Source organism: Corallococcus sp. NCSPR001 (assembly GCF_017309135.1).
Classification (GTDB): domain Bacteria; phylum Myxococcota; class Myxococcia; order Myxococcales; family Myxococcaceae; genus Corallococcus.
Window position 1 is genome coordinate 8,226,210 of sequence record NZ_JAFIMS010000002.1, and the last position, 17,199, is coordinate 8,243,408.

Sequence of the window (17,199 nt, forward strand, 5' to 3'; positions counted from 1 at the left end):
GCCGCATCCGGACGAAGGGGCACGTCATGACGGCGAAGACCCAGGCGGAGTCCTCGCGAGAGGGGCGGGCGCATTACCTCTACGGCATCGTGCGCGAGGACGGCGGAGCGATGCCGGAGCTCGCGGGGTTGGGGGATGCCCCGGTGCACCTGGTGCGTGAGGGAGGCCTCGCGGCGCTGGTGTCCGGCGTGGCGGGCCCGAGGGTGGTGCCCACGCGGGCGAACCTCCTGATGCACCAGCGGGTCACGGAGGCCGTGGTGCGCGAGCACACGCTGGTGCCGGTGGCCTTCGGGACGGTGTTGCCGTCGGAGGAGCGCGTGCGGGAGGTGCTGCGCGTGGCGCGCGCGGCGCTGAGCCGGGCGCTGTCCGAATTGGAGGGCCGGGTGGAGCTGGGGCTGAAGGTGTACTGCCACGGCGACGCGTTGACGCGCAGGTTGCAGGAGGCGCGGCCGGAGCTGGCGCGCGGCCCCTCCGAGTTGGAGGAGGACCACGAGGCTCGGCTGGAGGCGGCGCTGCAAGACCGCACCCGGAAGGACCTGGACGGGCTGAGGGCGGGCCTGCGTCCGTTGGCGGAAGCGACGCACGAAGCGCCGCCGCTGGGTGAGCGGATGATGCTCAACGCGGCCTGGCTGGTGGACCGCACGCGGGTGGCCGCGTTCGAGGCGCGGGTGCAGTCGCTGGTGGCGCGGCTGGACGCGTACACGTTCCGGTTCACGGGGCCGTGGCCGGCCTACAGCTTCGTGGACGTGCGGCTGGACGTGGAGCCGGCGCCCGGCGCGCCGTGAGCCTCTAGCGCGGCGCGGTGAGCTTCGCGGCGTCCTCGGCCAGGAGCTCCAGGCCGCCGCCCATGCGCACCCAGCCGGGGGTGAACTCCGTGCGCGCGTACCACGAGCCGTCCGGCGTCTTCGCCATGGAGAGCTCGCCCACGGCCTTGCCGCCGCGCTGGTACTCCACGCGGAAGGCGGGCGTGGGGGCCGGGCCCGGAGGGGCTTCGCCCCGGCCCAGCAACTCCACGGGCGTGAGGCGCCACAGGCGGTCATGCCAGTTGCGGGCGAAGTCGTCCGGGGTGCCGGGGGCGTCCACGGGCGACAACTGCACGGCGCCTGGAGGTTTGCCGCTGGCGACGAAGGTGCGGGACGCGGTGCCGGTGGAGATGACGAGGTGGTCGAAGCCGTCCACGTCGAAGGTGTGCAGGCGCCGGTCCACGAGCCGGCTGGCCGCGGCCTCCAGGTCGGGCAGCAGCCCGGGGCCGAGGAGGAAGACGTGCCCGTCGGACGTGCGCTGGAGGTAGGGGGAGCCCCAGCCCGAAGCGGGCGTGGCGAGGCGGAACGTCTTCGGTGTCCCGTCGAGCGTGAGCGTCAGGCCGCGCTCCGTCTTCGCGAGGCCGATTTCGTCGAGCTTCTTTTCGTCCAGGACGCCCAGGTCCCGCTGCGCCCGCAGCGGAGCGAAGCGGGAGAACAGCTTCAACGCCACGTCGTTGCCGCGCAGCTCGCGGGGCGGAGGCACGGGGGCGGGGCTCGCGGATGTCCCCGCGTCCGAGCCCACTGTCGCGATGGAACCCGCATCCGTTCCAGCATCTCCCTCATCCGCCGTTCCAGGTTGGGCCCCTGGCTTCGCGGGCTTGTTGCCCAGGCGGACCCAGATGGTGTCCCGGTCCTGCGGGTCGCGGAACAACTCCACGAAGCGCGTCTCCTCGTCGTACCGGATGCGGTCGAGCGCGCTCGCCTGCGCGTCCTCCACCGTCACCTCGCCCGGCGCACGCGAAGGCTCGCGCTGCCACACGATGAACGCGGCCACGAGCGCCACGCCCGCCAGCACGCCCTGCACCGCCACGTCGCGCGCCTTCATCGCGCACCTCCCGCCACCGCGGTGCTCCGGGGCGCACGCCGTCCTCGCCGCCGCGTCACGAAGAAGCCCACCGCCAGCACCGCCAGCGGCATCCCGAAGACGGTCGCGTAGAACCACATGACGTCCTGCGAGCGCGTGTGCTGCAACGGCACGTCCTCCTCGCTCGTCGTCACGCCGGAGAGCGCCTCCTCGCCGGAGAGCCAGCGCAGCGTGTCCACCGCGAGATACGCATTGCCCACGTTGCCCAGGATGCCGTCTCCCAGCGCGTCCGCGTCCGCCATCACCACCGCGCGCGGCGCGGGCTTGCCCTCCGGGGCGGGCCGCTCCACCGCCACCACCAGCGGCCACGCCTTCGTGACCTCGCCGGGCTCCGGTTCGAAGTCGCCATTGCGGTCCGCGAACGTCTCTCCGTGCGCGCGCACGCTCGTGTCCAGCAGCACGCCGGGCACGGGCGGCGTCAGCGTCTCCAACGCTGTCGCCCCCAGGAACGCCACCGCGCCCTGCGAGCCCAGCGCGGACAGCGACGTCACCGACGGGTGCGAGGAGAAGCTCGCCGTGCCCAGATTGCCCCGGTCGCTCTGCTGCCGCGTGGTGCGGAAGTACACCCGGTCATTCGCCAGCGGCACGCGCAGCGACTTGAGCCCCATCGGCTGGAGCAACGGCTCCAGCGCCGCGCCATCCGGCTCCAGCGCGATCCACAACCGCCCTCCCCGCTCCCAATACTCGCGCAGCGCGGTGGCCTCCTCCGGAAGCAGCTCACGCATGGGCCCAATCACCGCCACCATCGCCGCGTCACCCGGCACCGCCGAACCCAACCCCTCCGCCACCGTGAGCGTGCGCACGTCCACGTTCTGCGCGCGCAGCAGCTCCTTGAACTGCGCAATCGACGGCCGGGCCGCCTCCCCCTGCACGGGCCGCGTGTCGGCGCGCTCCCCATGGCCTCCCGTGAGGTAGACGACGCGCCGGGGCTTCGCCACCGCCAGGAGCCGCCGCTGCACCTCCGCGTCCAGCCGCTGGAGCTGCCCGCGCGCACGCTCCGGATCCAACCCCAGCGTGAGGATCTCCTTGCGGTCCCCGCGCGCCAGCACCACGGAGCCGTTGTTGCTGACGCCCAGGGCCTTGCCACGCGCCGGCTCCACCGCCTGATCCAACGACTCCACGCCCAACTGCGGACTCTCCGGCTCCAGGTCGCGGAAGTACTGCCGCACCGCCTCGCCCACCTCGTTCGCGGGCGGAAAGAAGAGCGTCACCTGCAAGGGCTCGTTGAGGCCGCGCACCAGCTTGCGCGTCGCCTCGCCCGGCTTCGCGGTCCGGAAGTACGACAGGTCCCAGGTCGCGTCCGCTTGCGTTGCCACGTACGTCGCCGCGAACGCGAACACGATGACGAACGCCATGCCCAGACCGGAGAACAGCGCGCTCTTCACCCGGCCCGTCTCTGGCACCGGCGCCCGGGCCATCGCCACGAGCGCGGCCTCCACCATCGCCAGCGGCACGAGCGCGCACGACAGCAGCGCCGGGAACAGCACCGCCAGCACCACCGACAACTTCGGCGCGGAGCGGGACAACGGCTCACCGAGGAGCGCCGTCCCCACGTCCCCCTTCACGAAGTAGAGCACCAGCGCGGCCAGACCCACGACGTACAGCGTGAGCACCCACCGCTCCAGCGCGCGCCGGTCCGCGGATGCGGAGATCATCCGCACCGCGCGCCACGCCGTCGCGGCCACGACCACCGCGGTGCCCAGCGCCGCCAGCGCCACGCGGCCAGAGCCCACGCCCAGCACGCGCTCCGCGAGGAACACGGCCACGAGCCCCGCGACGAACGCCCCCGTCGCCGCGAGCCCCGTCCCGAAAGAAGCCGGCGAGCTCATCGCCACCTCCGCGCTTCCAGCACCCGCGTGGCCGCGAACAGCGCCACGTAGGTGACCACCAGGTAGTAGACGACGTCCCGCACGTGGATGAGCCCCGTCTGAAACGGGGGGAAGTGCTGGTTCCACAGCGACATGGCGCTGAAGACGTCGGACAGCGGCTGCTCGGTGATGCGCGCCAGGAGCCAGCACAGGATGAGCGCCACCAGCATCACCGCGGAGAAGATGGCCGCGAGCAGTTGATTCTTCGCGAGCGACGACCCGAACGTGCCCACCGCCAGCGACGCGCTGCCCAGCAAGAGCAACCCCAGGTAGCCCGCCGCCACGTGCCCGAAGGACACCTTGCCGTTCACCAGCACCAGCAGCGGCATGTAGAGCGTGAGCAGCAGATACAGCGCCAGGAACGCGAGCCCCGCCAGGAACTTGCCCAGCACGATGTCCCGGTCCCGCACGGGCGACGCGTACAACAGCGGCAGCGTGCCCGTCTGACGCTCCTCCGCGAGCAGCCGCATGGACACCAGGATGGCCGCCACGATGGTGAAGCCGCTGGAGTAGTAGAAGAAGCCGGACAGCACCTCCGCGGAGCGCTTGCTCGCGCCGCCCAGGGCGTACGCGTTGAAGAACAGCCCGTTCACCGCGAGGATGATGGCCAGGATGACGTAGCCGCTGAGCGTGCGCAGGTAGCCGGCCAGCTCGCGGCGCGCAATCAGGAGCGCCTTCACGCCTTCACCTCCTGCCCGTGCGTCAGGCGCAGGAACAGCGCCTCCAGTTGTCCCTCGTTCGCGTCCAATCGCAGCAACTCCAGGTCCGCGCCCACCACCGCCCGCGCCACCTGGGGCCGCAAGTCCGGCGCCGCCGCGACCTTCAGGGCCAGCACGCCGCCCGCCCCTTCCCGCACCTCCACCGCGCCGAAACCCTGGAGCGCTTCGAGCGCCCGGGCCCGGTCGCCCCGCACCTCCAGCACGATGGACGGACCGCCCAGACTTCGCGACAACTCCTCTTCACTGCCCTGCGCCAGCAGCGTGCCCTTGTGGATGATGAGCAGCCGGTCACACGTCTGCGAAATCTCCGGGAGGATGTGGCTGGACACGAGCACCGTGTGCGCGCCCTTGAGGCCGCGGATGACGTCGCGCATCTCCACGATTTGGAGCGGATCCAGACCGCTGGTCGGCTCATCGAGGATGAGCAGCGCGGGCTTGTGCACCAGCGCCTGCGCCAGCCCCACGCGCTGGCGGTAGCCGTGGCTGAGCGTGGAGATGACCTCGCCGTGCACGTCGCGGAGGCCGGTCTTCTCCTCGGCTTCACCCACGTGGGACGCGGTGGCCTTCGCGGGCACGTCGCGCAGCCGGGCGACGTAGGCGAGGTATTCGCCCACCGTCATCTCCTCGTAGACGGGGGGCACGTCCGGCAGATAGCCGATGCGCTGGCGCACCTCGTGGGACTGGCTCACCACGTCGTGCCCGTCGATGACGACGCGGCCCGAGGTGGGCAGCAGCACGCACCCGAGAATCTTGAGCGTGGTCGACTTGCCGGCGCCATTGAGGCCCAGGAAGCCGATGACCTCGCCCTGGCCGATGGTGAAGGCCAGGTCCCGGATGGCCGCGTGCTCGCCGTAGAACTTCGTCAGCCCTTCGACCTGGATCATCAGGACTCCTCGACGCGAGGGGAAACGGCGCACTTCTGTCGCCCCTCCCGAGGAGTGTCAAGCGCGGGGCTCACCCGTGGCGGTATTCCGCGCCGTCGGTGGTCCGGCCCAGCGTGAAGCGCAGCGCCTCCTCCAGCCCGGGCAGGAGGAAGGAGAAGCCGTGGGCCTGCGCCACGGTGGGCAGGGCATGGGTGCTGGACAGGAGGGTCTCCTCGCCCATCTGCCCGAACACGGTCTTCACCACGGCGGCGGGCAGCGGGAACACCGCCGGACGATGGAGCACCTTGCCCAGCACCTTCGCCAGCTCACCCTGTCGCACCGCGTTCGGGGACACGGCGTTGAGAGCCCCCCGGATGGAAGGCGTGAAGATGGCGAACTGGATGAGGCCCAGCACGTCCTCCAGGGAAACCCAACTGAGCCACTGGCGTCCGGTGCCCACGGGCCCGCCGCCGCCCGCCTGGGTCGCGAGCGCCAGCTTCGCGAGCGCCCCGCCGCGCGCGTCCATCACCACGCCGATGCGCAGGTTCACCACGCGGATGCCCGCGTCCTGGGCAGGCTTCGTGGAGGCCTCCCACTGGCGCGTGACGTCCGCGAGGAAGCCGTCGCCGGAGGAGGACGCTTCAGTGAGCTCTTCGTCGCCCCGGCTGCCGTAGTAGCCGGTGGCGGACGCGCAGATGAGCACGCGAGGCTTACGGGTGGCGCGGGCCAGCGTTTCACACAGCAGGCGGGTGCTCTCGGTGCGGCTCTTGAGGATCTCCTGCTTGCGCTCGTCGGTCCACCGGCCTTCGCCCACGTTGGCGCCGGACAGGTGCACCACGGCGTCCACGTCCTCCAGGCCCGCGGCGTCGATGGTGCCCTTGTCGGGAGCCCAGGAGATGTCCCCGCGCGCCGCGTTCGCCCGGCCGCGCACCAGCCGCTTCACGCGGTGGCCACCGGTGGTGAGGAACGACGCCAGCGCGGAGCCCAGCATGCCGGACGCGCCGCCAATGGCCACGGTGAGCGGACCCTGGGATGCGAACTGCGCATGGCGGCGCAGGTCCGCACGGGTGAGCGAGTGGCGGTACGCGAACATGCGCTCCAGGCGCTTGCGCGCGTAGCCACCGCCGAAGGTGTCCCCGAGCGCGCCCACGGGCAGCTCGTACTGGATGTGGTCATCCAGGATGGAGGTCTGGGGGCCCGAGGGGTTCATGCGGTGGTCATGGATCCACTTCGCGAACGGGCCTTCACGCTGGGTGTCCTGGAAGGAGGAGCCCTCCACGTAGGCGGTGTGCTCGGCGACCATGCGCTGGGGGATGGGGCCCAGGTGGAGCTTCACGACGACGCGGGCGCCGGGGCGGATGCCGTCACCCGAGCGGTCCACGACCTCCGCGGTCTCCCAGGGAGGCGACAGGCGTTCGAAAGCCCCCTCGCGGGTGTGCCAGGAGAAGAGGTCGGCGGCGGGGACCGGCATCTGGCTGTGCGCTTCGAAAACGTGCGGCTTGCCCATGGTTTCTCCAGGGGAGACAGTGCGAACCGAGCATGCTTACTCCCGACCTCCTCGACCGTGCAGTCGAATTGCTGCGACGCGGCGGTGTCATCGCCCTGCCAACAGAGACGGTCTACGGCCTCGCGGCCAACGCCGAGGACGAGCTGGCCGTGCGCCGCGTCTTCGCCATCAAGGGCCGCCCGGCGAACCACCCGCTCATCGTCCACATCCCGGATGAGGAGTACCTGCCGGAGTGGGCCCGTGAGGTACCCGACGAAGCAAGGGCGCTAGCGAGGGCGTTCTGGCCGGGTCCGCTGACGCTGGTGCTGAAGCGCACGTCGAAGGCCACGGACGCGGTGACCGGAGGCCAGGACACGGTCGCGCTGCGAGTCCCCGGCCACTCCGTGGCGATGGAGGTGCTCGAGCGGCTGGGAGGAGGCGTGGCGGCACCGAGCGCCAACCGCTTCGGACGGGTGAGCCCGACGACCGCGGAGCACGTGCAGCGGGACCTGGGCAGCGACGTGGACCTGGTGCTGGACGGAGGTCCGTCCACGGTGGGCGTGGAGTCAACCATCGTGGATCTGTCCTCCGGAGCCCCCGCGATTCTCAGGCCCGGAGGTCTGGCGACAGAGGACATCGAGCGGGTACTGGGGCGCACGGTGCCGGTGCGCACATCGACCACGGTGCGCGTGTCCGGTTCACTGGAGTCGCACTACGCGCCCCGGGCGGGCGTGGTGCTCGCGGAGCCGAATGAAGTGGTGCAGCGGGTGGAAGCCCTGCGCGCCCGGGGATTGCGTGTTGGAGTGCTGGGGCCTGCGTCGCTGTCACTGCCGGGCGATGTGCAGCGCTTCGACGTGCCGGCAGAACCCGCGCAGGCCGCGCGCGTCCTCTACGCGAGACTGCGTGAAGCCGACGAACAGGGCCACGACGTGCTCGTGGCCTGTCTGCCCGCCGCGAGCGGCCTGGGCATCGCCGTGCGCGACCGGCTGTCCCGCGCAGCGGCGCCCCGCTAGGCCAAGCATCTGGCAAACCAACTCGCATCGAGCGCATGATCCCACCGAGTTCGCAACGCATAGGCGCTGACACCAGCATCAAGCCCAAAGCACAGCTAAAAAACGAGTTTGCCGTAAAAGACACGCCCCACCCACACCAGATACGCCCACGAGCAAGCAATGATTCATGAAGCAACAATAAACAGCATCTCCGACCTAATCTCGGCACTAGCCGAGCTAGCCAACAAGATCGAAACCGGGGAAATCGTTTGGTTTCGAGGTCACGCCAACAAAGACTTTAAGCTTCTCCCATCAATTGCACGCTATCCCAAGGGACTAGAACGGGAAGCCCTCCTAATAAAACGATTCAAACAAAACGCCTACTCCTTTCGCACGCTGCCACCTCAAACCGAGTGGGAGTGGCTATTCCTGATGCAGCACTTTGGAGTCCCAACTCGCCTGCTAGATTGGACCGAGAGCCCACTCGTTGGGCTTTATTTTGCGGTGCATGACAGGTCCGAGCACGACAGCGCCGATGGCCATCTCTGGGCAGTACTGCCGGCGAAATTCAATTACGACCTCCCGCGAATCAGACCAACTGTCCCCATTGACATACCCAGCTTTGGTGTTGAAAAAACGCTGGATGATTACCGCCCAGACACAATGAGCATGGACACAGCCAGCAGCAAGTATCCAGTCGCTGCCATTGCCCACAGACAGAACGAGCGAATCATGGCTCAGCTCGGAGTCTTCACAATCATGCATCGCGACACCACCCCCCTCGAGGCATTAGCAGACAAGCATCTCGCCAGATTCACCATTCCTGCCGCATCAAAACCAAGACTAAGACTGGAGCTACTCAACCTTCGCATTACGCGAATGACCATGTTTCCTGAACTAGCAAGCGTCGCGGCTGTCGCCAACGAGGTCCTGACATGACTGGATTCCGAATCAGCTCCATGCAGAACAGCGCCATACTATACATCTATTCAATGAAAGACGCGATTTGGATGGACCCCCCCTATCAAAGACAGGGAGATATCTGGCCCATCCCCAAGAGACAGCTACTGATCGACTCAATAATAAACGGATACGACCTCCCCAAGCTTTATTTCCACGAATACAGAAAATCCAAAACCGTTGGCGCAGACAGGTTTGATTTCGCAGTAATCGACGGCAAGCAGCGACTGCAGAGCATTTTCCAATTTATCGCAGGCGGCTTCTCCCTACATGAAGATACCGAGTATCTCCACGACAAAAGCATCAATCTTGGAGGTCTCACGTATCAAGAACTGGCTCGAGAATATCCAAACATCAAGATAAAATTCGACAGCTACACCCTGCCGATATTTTCCGTCCAAACAGAGGACTTGACCCACATCGAGGAGATGTTTTCACGGCTCAATGAAGCGGTGCCACTTAACGCCGCCGAAAAGCGCAACGCACGGCCTGGACCAATCCCTCCAATAACACGCGAACACTCTTCAATGGCTTTCTTTAAGAAGAAATTACCATTCGACAACACCCGCTATCGCCACTTTGAACTGTCGACGAAATTCCTATACATCGAACACAGACAGGGCTTGTTCGACACAAAGAAAGCATACCTCGATGAATTCGTAAATGAATTCACCGATGCCGAGCAAAAAGACGCAGATGCCCTTGGACGAAAGGCCGCAAAGATTCTTCGCGCCATGGCATCCATCTTCACTGATGAAGACAGCCTCCTAAAATCCACGGGGATGGTTGTATTGTATTACTATCTATTTCACGCAGCTTCCAACGAGGGATGGCTTGATACCCTGAGCAGAAAGGCACTTTCCGAATTCGAATCTCTGCGCAAACAGAATCGTGAGATTGGCGAGAAAAATGAAACGAAGGCAGATTACCGCCTACTTGAGTTTGACCGATTTTCCCAAAGCCCAAACGATGCGGTTGCCCTGCAATACAGATATGCCGTTCTTCGCCAATATGTTGGCCCAGCAAAGGGCCGTCCTTCCATTCCAGGCACTGAGCCTTAGCACCTCTCTCAAGAGAGAATGAAGACACTAACCCAGGGCTCGTTTGACGCGATTGCCGAGGCTCGATCTTCTCTGGGGATGAGCGATGGACATCGCCCCCCGGAGAAGCTGCGACGTGCTATCGTTCAGGCCTTCTACGACAAGGGCCTGTCGTATGCGCAGATTGTCTGCCTGCTGGGCATTGGCGAGGCGACAGTCAGTCGCCTCCTTCGGCTGTACCGAGAGGCTGGAAATGTGATGTTGGGGCCCAGTCGAAGCCGTTCGAGTCTACGTGGTGTCCCTGTCCACCTATAGCCCAGACCTCAATCCCATCGAGCTGTGGTGGGCAGACCTCAAGCGGCTGCTTCGTCGGCTTGCGCCTCGGTCCATTGAGGACCTAGCAAGGACGGTGAGGCAGTTACGTGCGGCCACTCTGCTCGCAAAGCTCGCGGCTTGGTTCCGCAACTGCCTCTCCTTCCTTCAATTCAACTGATCCCGGCGTATTTATCATCTATGCAGTGGCTCAATGGACAGAGGGACCACCCATTTCCCGTTGTTCCCTCACATAAGCATCCCTGCGGCGAGGCATTTTTTCGCAGCAACACAGTTTAGCGAAGAACCACAGGACTGCGTAACGCATTCATTGGTTCGGAGAATCAGCATACAAGCATTTCAAGCATCCTGAACCAGAGCGCAAGTCGGTAATGTGTCAATCACAGGTTGGGCATCGCCGTGCGAGACCGGCTGTCCCGCGCGGCGGCGCCCCGCGACAGCTGATCAGAGGTCCTTCACCAGCTCCTGGCGCGCCTTCGCGGTGTAGCGGCCGATGAGCCCCGCGCGCTTGGGCGCGTATTTCGCGCTCTCATACTGGATGGCCATGAGGCCCCGGGCAGGCAGCGTCCACTGCGTCAGGTTCACGTGGCTCTCCAGCGTGGTCCACCGGTTGAGCACCTTGAACTGCCCCTGCCCCGCGAGCGCGCTCTCCAGGGTCGCCGCGGAGGCCGTCTCGTCCGCCTCCTGCAACGGCGCCAGGTCCGCGGCGAAGCGCACGGGCACGTCTCCCCACTTCACCTGCCGCTTCACCTCACGGGCCGTCTTCGGCTCCCCGTACTTGCGCGTGAGCAGGTCCCGCATCAGCGCCTGGAAGGTGCGCGGATCCGCCACGTCCTGGAAGAAGACGTCCACCGCCGCCAGCCGGTTGTCCAGGAACCCCAGGGCCACCTCCGCCGGCAGCTCCGCGATGGTGGTCTTCAGCCGCAGCGTTCCATCCGGGGCCACGCTCGCCTCGGGCAGCGCGGCGCGGACCTCGTCCGGCGACATGCCCCAATGCGCCGTCTGGAACCCCTCCGTGCTCCGGTAGGTCTTGTCCGCCGCATCGCGAATCGCCTGCCGCCGCTCCAGCGCGGAAGGCTTGTCAGGATTCGACGACGCACAGCCCGCCGCCAGGCCCAGCACCCCCAACAACCCCAAAGCCCCAAGCTTCATCTCATCGCTCCAATTGCAATCACGGGCCTCTCCCCATGGAGGCATCCATCGCAGGCATCCCCCGCGCTTCGCGGGTGCGGACATAGAGGAATACGGAGGGTTCCCGGAAGCTGGGTCACCAGACGCCCGGGGGCTTGCGGCAAGCAGCCCGGGTCGCCCAGGCTCTATGTCCGGAGAGGGGAACAGCCGCATGGGCATCGCCACGGGGTGGTTATGGGTCGTCCTGGCCATGGCATCCGCCACACGTCCCGACCCTTCCGCCGAAGCCGTGTGCGGACTCTCCGCGCTCCACACCGCCGAGCAGGCCTTCTTCGGAGAGAAGGACCGCCACGACATCCCCGCGGTCGTCGGCTTCCTTCCCCTGCCCTGCACCGACGGCACCCGGCCTGCCGCGCCGGACTCCCACTCTGTCGGCGGCTGCCAGTTCGTCTTCACCGTCCTCGAAGCAGGCCGCGCTCCAGACACCACCCTGAAACTCGAAGCGCGCGGCGTCACGCTCGCCACGCGCAACCTGCGCTTCCTGCTGGATGGCCGCGACGGCTTCATCACCCGCGCGGACTCCAACGCCCACGTGGCGCCCGTGGACTGTGAAGCCTGGAGGCGGGCGGCGGATCCACTCCTGCGCTACCACGAGCTCGTCGGGGAGTACGACTGCGTCACCGGGCCCTACGCCCCGACGCATCCGTGCACCGAGGCCCTCACCCAGCTCGTGAACCTCGCGAGCCAGGGCGTGGGCGTCGCCAGGAAGGAGTACGACGCGCACCCCACCGCGCGCGAGCTGTATCCCTTGAGCCCGCCAACGCCCGCCATGCTCCTCTGCGGCGTCACCGCCTCAGCCCAGCAGCGCGCCCAGCACGCGGACCTCCTCTCAAGCCAGGGCCGCCTCCTGGACGCGGTGCTCCAGCCCGGCTGCCGGGACGCCGGGCTTCGCGTGGGCATCCCCCTCCTGTTCCGGGATGGGGCCTGCCCGGGCCCCCGCTGTCTGGAGTTGATGACGCTGGCCCAACGCCTCGGTCTGCCTGAGCGGTTCAGCGTCCTCGAAGACCGCGCCTCGCTGCTGGTCCAGTGGCTCTGGGACCAGCCCACCACGTTCCAGCGTGACTTCCTGCGAACCACCACGGAACGAGGCTCCGACCGGATCGACGCGCTCATGCTCCTGCGCAAGGGAACCCGGCCCAGCGTCCTGGCGCTGACCGCGCCTCCGCTCACGTCCCTGGAAATGGAGTGGCTCGAGCGCGCCCACCGTGAGCACCCGGCCCTGTCCCCCATCGTCGAGTTGCTGCGTGAACAGCAACGCGGCCGCCCCGCCAGCGAGGCGGCGTTCCAGGACTGGGCCCGGACCGTCCCCTGCGCCCAGCTCCACGACGCCCACGACCTGGCCCCAACGCCTGCGCGGCTGCGCGTCATCGCCCAGGCCCAGTCACGCTGCCCACAAGACGCCATCGCGGTCCTGTCCCGCCACGTCGCGACGCTGTCTCCCGCGCAGGTCATCGACGTGCTCGGGCCGCTGACGGTGGAGCCATTGCGACTGCTGCGCGTGAACCTGGGCCTCGGGAGTCCTGAACGCGCCGAAGCCCTGTTCGATTGGGTCATGGCACGCGACCCCAGCCTGCTCGAAGGGCTCGCCACCACGCCCGCCATCGCGGCGAAGCTGCTCACCCCCGCGTACGCGGAGCGGATGGGTGGCCGCGAGGCGGTCCTCGACCTGCTGCTGGACCCGCAGCGGAGCCCGCACGTTGCTCCGACCTACGACGCCCTCGTCTTCGTGATGGCCGAGGCGCTGAAGGGCACGCCTTCCGCCGCCCGCGTCAGGAACGTCGCGGAGCGGAACCTGCGCCCCGAGGACCGGCAGCGCCTGCTGTCCGGCATCCTGCGAGCCGGGGACCCGCGCCTCCAGGCCGCCGCCGCGGCGGGCGCCGCTGACTGGAATGACGCCTCCGGCATCAGCCCCTCCGCGGCACGGGCCTGCCTGGCGGAGGTCCGCGTCACCCTGGAATGCATGGCCACCCAATCAAGGCCCCTGGGCCCACCCCCGCCAGGCACCCGGCAATTCTTCTTCGGGTGCGGCATGGGCCCCCAGCCGCCCCCCGCGCCCATCGAGGCCTGGTGCACGCGCTTCGACGAGCGGGTGGCGTCCTGTCCCACCACCTGCGGAGGCGCGCTGCCCGGCCCGAGCGAGCTCGCGCTCCTCGCGTCCATCGCCGGTGAGCCGCCGCCCACCGCGCCGGAAGGCCTGCGCGCCTGCACGCCGGCCCATCCATGAGCCCCCAACTTCGCCGGGCCGCGTCAAAGCCCGTTCTCCCTTTTACAACCGCCGTCCGCTCCGCTATCCCGCGACGGTCACCAGGAGTGTCCCCGTGAAGCGAAGTCTGTCCGGTCTGCTCGTCGCCCTCGCGTTCACCGCCTGCAAGCAGGAGGCTCCGGGCAAGCTGGAGCCCATCCCGCGCCCGCCGGGGGCCACCGCGCCCGAGCCCGAGGAGGCCGCTCCCGCTCCCAAGGCGCCCGCCGTCCCCAAGGACGCCGTCGTCCTGCGCTGGAAGCTCGTCCAGGACGCTCCCGTCTCCTTCCGCGTCAACCTGGCGCTGGACCGCAACGCGGCCGTCCCCGAGTCCGCCCCGGCGCCGAAGGCCGCCAAGGCCGACAAGAAGAAGGGCGCCAAGGCCGCCCCCGCCAACGAGTCGCCCAAGGCCGCCAAGGCCCCCGTCCCCACCGACTACACGTACGTGCTCGTGCTGGACAAATCCGGTGAGCGCCAGCTGCGCGTGACGCCCAACGCGGGCGCGCCCGAGGACGCCACCTTCAGCGACCGCGGCTTCATCATCGACGGGCTCCAGGGCCCCGCGCGCAACCTGGCCACGCTGGTGCTGGAGCTGCCGCGCGACCCCGTGCGCCCCGGTGAGACGTGGGCCCTGGGCACCGAGCTCACCACGCCGGACGCCCTGGGCACCCTCTTCCGCCGCGCCCCCGGTGGCGAGCGCCACAACCGCGTGAAGCTCGTCTCCGTCACCCCGGGCGACAACGGCGAGCAGGTGGCCACGCTCGAGTACGACATCGTGGAGCAGTTCGGCGGCACCCTCAGCCCCCCGCGCCCCACCCTCCCCAAGAAGGACAAGGGCGCGAAGCAGGCGGGCTTGGAGAACGCCGCCATCGAGGTCCCCAACGAGTTGGACGACGCCCCCGCCGCCCCCGCCGCGCAGCCGGAAGGCACCGAGCTGGGCGCCACCGTGAAGGTCACCGGCAAGGGCGAGTTCCTGGTGAAGGCCGGCCAGTGGCGCTCCTGGGAGGGCACCCTGTCCACCTCCCTCAACGGCCCCGCGCAGCCCGCCGTGAACCTGCCCGTGGGCACCTACCAGGCCCGCGTCACGCCCGTCAGCGCGCCCCAGGCCGCGGAAGCAGCGCCCGCGCCTACCGCGACTCCGCCCGCGCCGTAGCGGCCGGGCCGTCCGAAGCGCGCACCATCCGCACCACGGCGTCCACCCACTCCGGGTGGGCGTTGAGGGACGGCACCAGCGTCAGCGACTCGCCGCCCGCCTCCACGAACTGCTCCTTCGCGCGCAGGCCAATCTCCTCCAGCGTCTCCAGGCAGTCCGCCACGAAGGCCGGGCACATCACCGCCAGCCGCTTCACGCCCTTCGCCGCCAGCTCCGGCAGCACCAGGTCCGTGTAGGGCTTCACCCACGGCGTGCGCCCCAGCCGCGACTGGAAGGACACCGTGTAGCCGCCCTCCGGCAGCGCCAGCCGCTGCGCCAGCATCCGCGCCGTCGCGAAGCACTGCGCGCGGTAGCAGTGCCGGTTCGCTGGCGTGATGGCGTCACAGCACCCCGCGGACGACAGGCAGTGCTGTCCCGTCGGGTCGCTCTTGCGCATGTGGCGCTCCGGCAGCCCGTGGAAGCTGAACAGCACGTGGTCCGCGCGCGTGTCGGCAATCACCGGCCGGGCCACCGCCGCGAACGCGTCCAGGAAGCCCGCGTCGTCCCAGAACGCCGGCACCGCGCGCACGTTCGGGACGTCCCAGCCCTCCGCCAGCACCTCGTAGGTGCGCGCCAGCGAAGACGCGGAGGACGACGCCGCTTCGTGCGGATACAGCGGCAGCACCGTGAACTCCGACACGCCCTTCGCCTTCAGCCGCGCGATGGCGTCCGGCAGCGACGGGTTGCCGTAGCGCATGGCCAGCTCCACCTCGTAGTCGCCCCCCAGTTGCTCCCGCACCCGCGCCTCCAGCGCGCGGCTGTACACGAGCAGTGGCGAGCCCTCCTTCGTCCACACCTTGCGGTACGCCTCCGCGCTCTTGGCGGGGCGGAACGGGAGGATGAAGAGGTTCAGGAGGAACCAGCGCCCCACCGGGTGGATGTCGATGACGCGCGGGTCGTTGAGGAACTCGCGCAGGTAGCGGCGCACCGGCCCGGACTCGGGCGCGTCCGGCGTCCCCAGGTTGACGAGCAGCAGCCCCCGCTTCGTGGTCGGCACAGGCATGCGCGAGGCCTCAGTGCAGCGCGTGCGGCAGCGTGAGCGCGAACTCGGCGATGCGCGCCTCGAAGCGCGTGCCGTCCGGACGCTCCATCTCGTAGCCGCCCCGCATGGTGCCGAAGGGCGTCTTCAGCATCGCCCAGCTCGTGTACTCGAACCGCTCGCCCGGCTTGAGGTGCGGCTGACGGCCGACCACGCCCTCGCCCTTCACCTCGTCGATGTGGCCCTGGGCGTCGGTGATGATCCAATGCCGCGACCGCAGCTGCGCCGGGACGGTGCCTTCGTTGAAAAGCACCACCTTGTACATGAAGGCGAACTGCCCGGACTCAGGGGTGCTGCGCTCCGGCCAGAAGGTCGGCTCCACGGTGACGCGGATGCCGTCGGTGGTGGCGGTGGACATGGCGGAAGACTTGGCAGCGACTCCCGCCCGATGCAAGCGAAACGCAGGGGCTCCTGGGCCCTTGCCTCAGCCGCGCTCCTGCTCCCGGGCGGGCGTCTCCGGCGCCTTCTCCTCTTCCGGGGGCTTGGGGAACACCAGCGACGCCAGGATGGCCACCAGCAGGCACCCGCCAATCACCGCCAGCGAGATGCCGATGGGGATCTTGTACCAGTGCTCGATGAGCATCTTCACGCCCACGAAGGCCAGGATGACGCCCAGCGCGGCCTTCAGCAGGTGGAACTTCTCCATCAGGCTGGAGACGACGAAGAAGAGCGAGCGCAGGCCCAGGATGGCGCAGACGTTGGACGTGTAGATGATGAACGGGTCCTTGCTGATGCCCAGCACCGCCGGGATGGAGTCCATGGCGAAGAGCAGGTCCGTGGCCTCCACCACCAGCAACACGATGAACAGCGGCGTCACCTTGCGCCGGCCGTCCTCGTGCACGAAGAAGCGGCTGCCCTCGCCCTGGCGCGACACCGGCAGGAGGCGCCGGGCCATCTTGACGATGAAGCCCGCCTCCGGGTCCACGTCGTCGTCATCCTTGGCCCAGAGCATCTTGGAGGCCGTGTAGACGAGGAACGCGCCGAACAGGAAGATGAGCCACTCGAAGCGGGCCACCAGCGCCGTGCCCGCGACGATGAGCACCGCGCGCATCACGAACGCGCCCAGGATGCCCCAGAAGAGCACCCGGTGCTGGTGCTGCGGCGGCACCCGGAAGTAGCCGAACACCATCAGGAAGACGAAGAGGTTGTCGACCGACAGCGCGTACTCCACGACGTACGCCGTCAGCCACTCCAGCGCCGGCCCCTTGCCGCCGTAGTGCCAGACGCCTCCGCAGAACGCGAGGCTGATGCTCACCCACACCAGCGTCCACAGCGTCGCCTCTTTCGACGACACCGCGTGCTCCTTGCGGTGGAACAGCCCCAGGTCCATGGCGAGCATCGCCAGGACGAAGACGTTGAAGGCCACCCAGGGCCAGAGCGTGTGGGTCAT

At 68.3% G+C, this 17,199-nt stretch carries 15 protein-coding genes; 6 read left to right on the top strand and 9 right to left on the bottom strand.

Annotated elements, in window-relative coordinates:
• Positions 1-26: 26 nt before the first annotated feature.
• Positions 27-785 carry a GvpL/GvpF family gas vesicle protein gene (locus JYJ93_RS35030; RefSeq protein ID WP_206798858.1) on the top strand — a complete coding sequence of 253 codons (759 nt, stop codon included), beginning with the start codon at positions 27-29 and terminating at the stop codon, positions 783-785.
• A gap of 4 nt (positions 786-789) precedes the next feature.
• Here JYJ93_RS35030 and JYJ93_RS35035 read toward each other — a convergent pair whose 3' ends face one another.
• The 5 genes from JYJ93_RS35035 to JYJ93_RS35055 all read right to left on the bottom strand — a co-directional run bounded on the left by JYJ93_RS35035 (position 790) and on the right by JYJ93_RS35055 (position 6,844).
• A complete protein-coding gene (locus JYJ93_RS35035) occupies positions 790-1,848 on the bottom strand; it encodes a hypothetical protein (protein WP_206798859.1) in 1,059 nt (352 codons plus the stop codon).
• Positions 1,845-3,716: a Gldg family protein gene (locus JYJ93_RS35040; protein WP_206798860.1), complete on the bottom strand. Its 1,872-nt coding sequence runs from the start codon at positions 3,714-3,716 to the stop codon at positions 1,845-1,847. Before JYJ93_RS35040 ends, JYJ93_RS35035 begins: the two co-directional genes overlap by 4 nt.
• Positions 3,713-4,435 (bottom strand): ABC transporter permease, encoded by a 723-nt coding sequence (locus tag JYJ93_RS35045; protein WP_206798861.1) that lies wholly within the window; start codon positions 4,433-4,435, stop codon positions 3,713-3,715. The genes JYJ93_RS35040 and JYJ93_RS35045 overlap by 4 nt, the downstream gene beginning before the upstream one ends.
• The gene (locus JYJ93_RS35050; protein ID WP_171424444.1) at positions 4,432-5,358 is read right to left on the bottom strand and encodes an ABC transporter ATP-binding protein; all 927 of its coding nucleotides are present in this window, start codon (positions 5,356-5,358) and stop codon (positions 4,432-4,434) included. Before JYJ93_RS35050 ends, JYJ93_RS35045 begins: the two co-directional genes overlap by 4 nt.
• 70 nt (positions 5,359-5,428) lie before the next feature.
• A complete protein-coding gene (locus JYJ93_RS35055; RefSeq protein WP_206798862.1) occupies positions 5,429-6,844 on the bottom strand; it encodes a TIGR01777 family oxidoreductase in 1,416 nt (471 codons plus the stop codon).
• A gap of 32 nt (positions 6,845-6,876) precedes the next feature.
• Here JYJ93_RS35055 and JYJ93_RS35060 point away from each other — a divergent pair, with 32 nt between their 5' ends.
• The 3 genes from JYJ93_RS35060 (at position 6,877) to JYJ93_RS35070 (ending at position 9,836) form a co-directional block, all read left to right on the top strand.
• Entirely contained in the window at positions 6,877-7,836 is a 960-nt protein-coding gene (locus JYJ93_RS35060; protein WP_206798863.1) for an L-threonylcarbamoyladenylate synthase, read from the top strand.
• A gap of 159 nt (positions 7,837-7,995) precedes the next feature.
• Positions 7,996-8,754 carry an FRG domain-containing protein gene (locus JYJ93_RS35065; RefSeq protein ID WP_206798864.1) on the top strand — a complete coding sequence of 253 codons (759 nt, stop codon included), beginning with the start codon at positions 7,996-7,998 and terminating at the stop codon, positions 8,752-8,754.
• Between the two features lie 20 nt (positions 8,755-8,774).
• Positions 8,775-9,836: a DUF262 domain-containing protein gene (locus JYJ93_RS35070; protein WP_206798865.1), complete on the top strand. Its 1,062-nt coding sequence runs from the start codon at positions 8,775-8,777 to the stop codon at positions 9,834-9,836.
• 756 nt (positions 9,837-10,592) lie between these two features.
• Here JYJ93_RS35070 and JYJ93_RS35085 read toward each other — a convergent pair.
• Complete coding sequence (locus JYJ93_RS35085; protein ID WP_206798868.1) at positions 10,593-11,300, bottom strand: hypothetical protein; 708 nt, start codon at positions 11,298-11,300, stop codon at positions 10,593-10,595.
• Positions 11,301-11,529: 229 nt separating this feature from the next.
• Between JYJ93_RS35085 and JYJ93_RS35090 the strand changes: the two genes are divergently transcribed.
• Both JYJ93_RS35090 and JYJ93_RS35095 read left to right on the top strand, forming a co-directional pair.
• The gene (locus JYJ93_RS35090) at positions 11,530-13,563 is read left to right on the top strand and encodes a hypothetical protein (protein ID WP_206798869.1); all 2,034 of its coding nucleotides are present in this window, start codon (positions 11,530-11,532) and stop codon (positions 13,561-13,563) included.
• Between the two features lie 94 nt (positions 13,564-13,657).
• Complete coding sequence (locus JYJ93_RS35095) at positions 13,658-14,731, top strand: hypothetical protein (RefSeq protein ID WP_206798870.1); 1,074 nt, start codon at positions 13,658-13,660, stop codon at positions 14,729-14,731.
• On the opposite strand, the gene hemH is transcribed toward JYJ93_RS35095, so the two are convergent.
• From hemH to JYJ93_RS35110, 3 genes are all read right to left on the bottom strand, one after another.
• Positions 14,706-15,773 (bottom strand): ferrochelatase, encoded by a 1,068-nt coding sequence (hemH, locus tag JYJ93_RS35100; RefSeq protein ID WP_206798871.1) that lies wholly within the window; start codon positions 15,771-15,773, stop codon positions 14,706-14,708. The two genes, JYJ93_RS35095 and hemH, sit on opposite strands and share 26 nt — an antisense overlap.
• A gap of 10 nt (positions 15,774-15,783) precedes the next feature.
• Positions 15,784-16,167: a Co2+/Mg2+ efflux protein ApaG gene (apaG, locus tag JYJ93_RS35105; protein ID WP_014394392.1), complete on the bottom strand. Its 384-nt coding sequence runs from the start codon at positions 16,165-16,167 to the stop codon at positions 15,784-15,786.
• Positions 16,168-16,233: 66 nt separating this feature from the next.
• Positions 16,234-17,199 carry a TerC family protein gene (locus tag JYJ93_RS35110; RefSeq protein ID WP_206798872.1) on the bottom strand — a complete coding sequence of 322 codons (966 nt, stop codon included), beginning with the start codon at positions 17,197-17,199 and terminating at the stop codon, positions 16,234-16,236.

What these genes read in the sequence shown, in the direction of transcription:
- JYJ93_RS35060 (WP_206798863.1), top strand. Translation starts at nt 6,877, where the DNA reads ATGCTTACTCCCGACCTCCTCGACCGTGCAGTCGAATTGCTGCGACGC.
- hemH (WP_206798871.1), bottom strand. Translation starts at nt 15,773, where the DNA reads ATGCCTGTGCCGACCACGAAGCGGGGGCTGCTGCTCGTCAACCTGGGG.
- JYJ93_RS35090 (WP_206798869.1), top strand. Translation starts at nt 11,530, where the DNA reads ATGGCATCCGCCACACGTCCCGACCCTTCCGCCGAAGCCGTGTGCGGA.
- JYJ93_RS35055 (WP_206798862.1), bottom strand. Translation starts at nt 6,844, where the DNA reads ATGGGCAAGCCGCACGTTTTCGAAGCGCACAGCCAGATGCCGGTCCCC.
- JYJ93_RS35030 (WP_206798858.1), top strand. Translation starts at nt 27, where the DNA reads ATGACGGCGAAGACCCAGGCGGAGTCCTCGCGAGAGGGGCGGGCGCAT.
- JYJ93_RS35065 (WP_206798864.1), top strand. Translation starts at nt 7,996, where the DNA reads ATGATTCATGAAGCAACAATAAACAGCATCTCCGACCTAATCTCGGCA.
- JYJ93_RS35050 (WP_171424444.1), bottom strand. Translation starts at nt 5,358, where the DNA reads ATGATCCAGGTCGAAGGGCTGACGAAGTTCTACGGCGAGCACGCGGCC.
- JYJ93_RS35110 (WP_206798872.1), bottom strand. Translation starts at nt 17,199, where the DNA reads ATGACCCACACGCTCTGGCCCTGGGTGGCCTTCAACGTCTTCGTCCTG.
- JYJ93_RS35040 (WP_206798860.1), bottom strand. Translation starts at nt 3,716, where the DNA reads ATGAGCTCGCCGGCTTCTTTCGGGACGGGGCTCGCGGCGACGGGGGCG.
- JYJ93_RS35085 (WP_206798868.1), bottom strand. Translation starts at nt 11,300, where the DNA reads ATGAAGCTTGGGGCTTTGGGGTTGTTGGGGGTGCTGGGCCTGGCGGCG.
- apaG (WP_014394392.1), bottom strand. Translation starts at nt 16,167, where the DNA reads ATGTCCACCGCCACCACCGACGGCATCCGCGTCACCGTGGAGCCGACC.
- JYJ93_RS35070 (WP_206798865.1), top strand. Translation starts at nt 8,775, where the DNA reads ATGCAGAACAGCGCCATACTATACATCTATTCAATGAAAGACGCGATT.
- JYJ93_RS35035 (WP_206798859.1), bottom strand. Translation starts at nt 1,848, where the DNA reads ATGAAGGCGCGCGACGTGGCGGTGCAGGGCGTGCTGGCGGGCGTGGCG.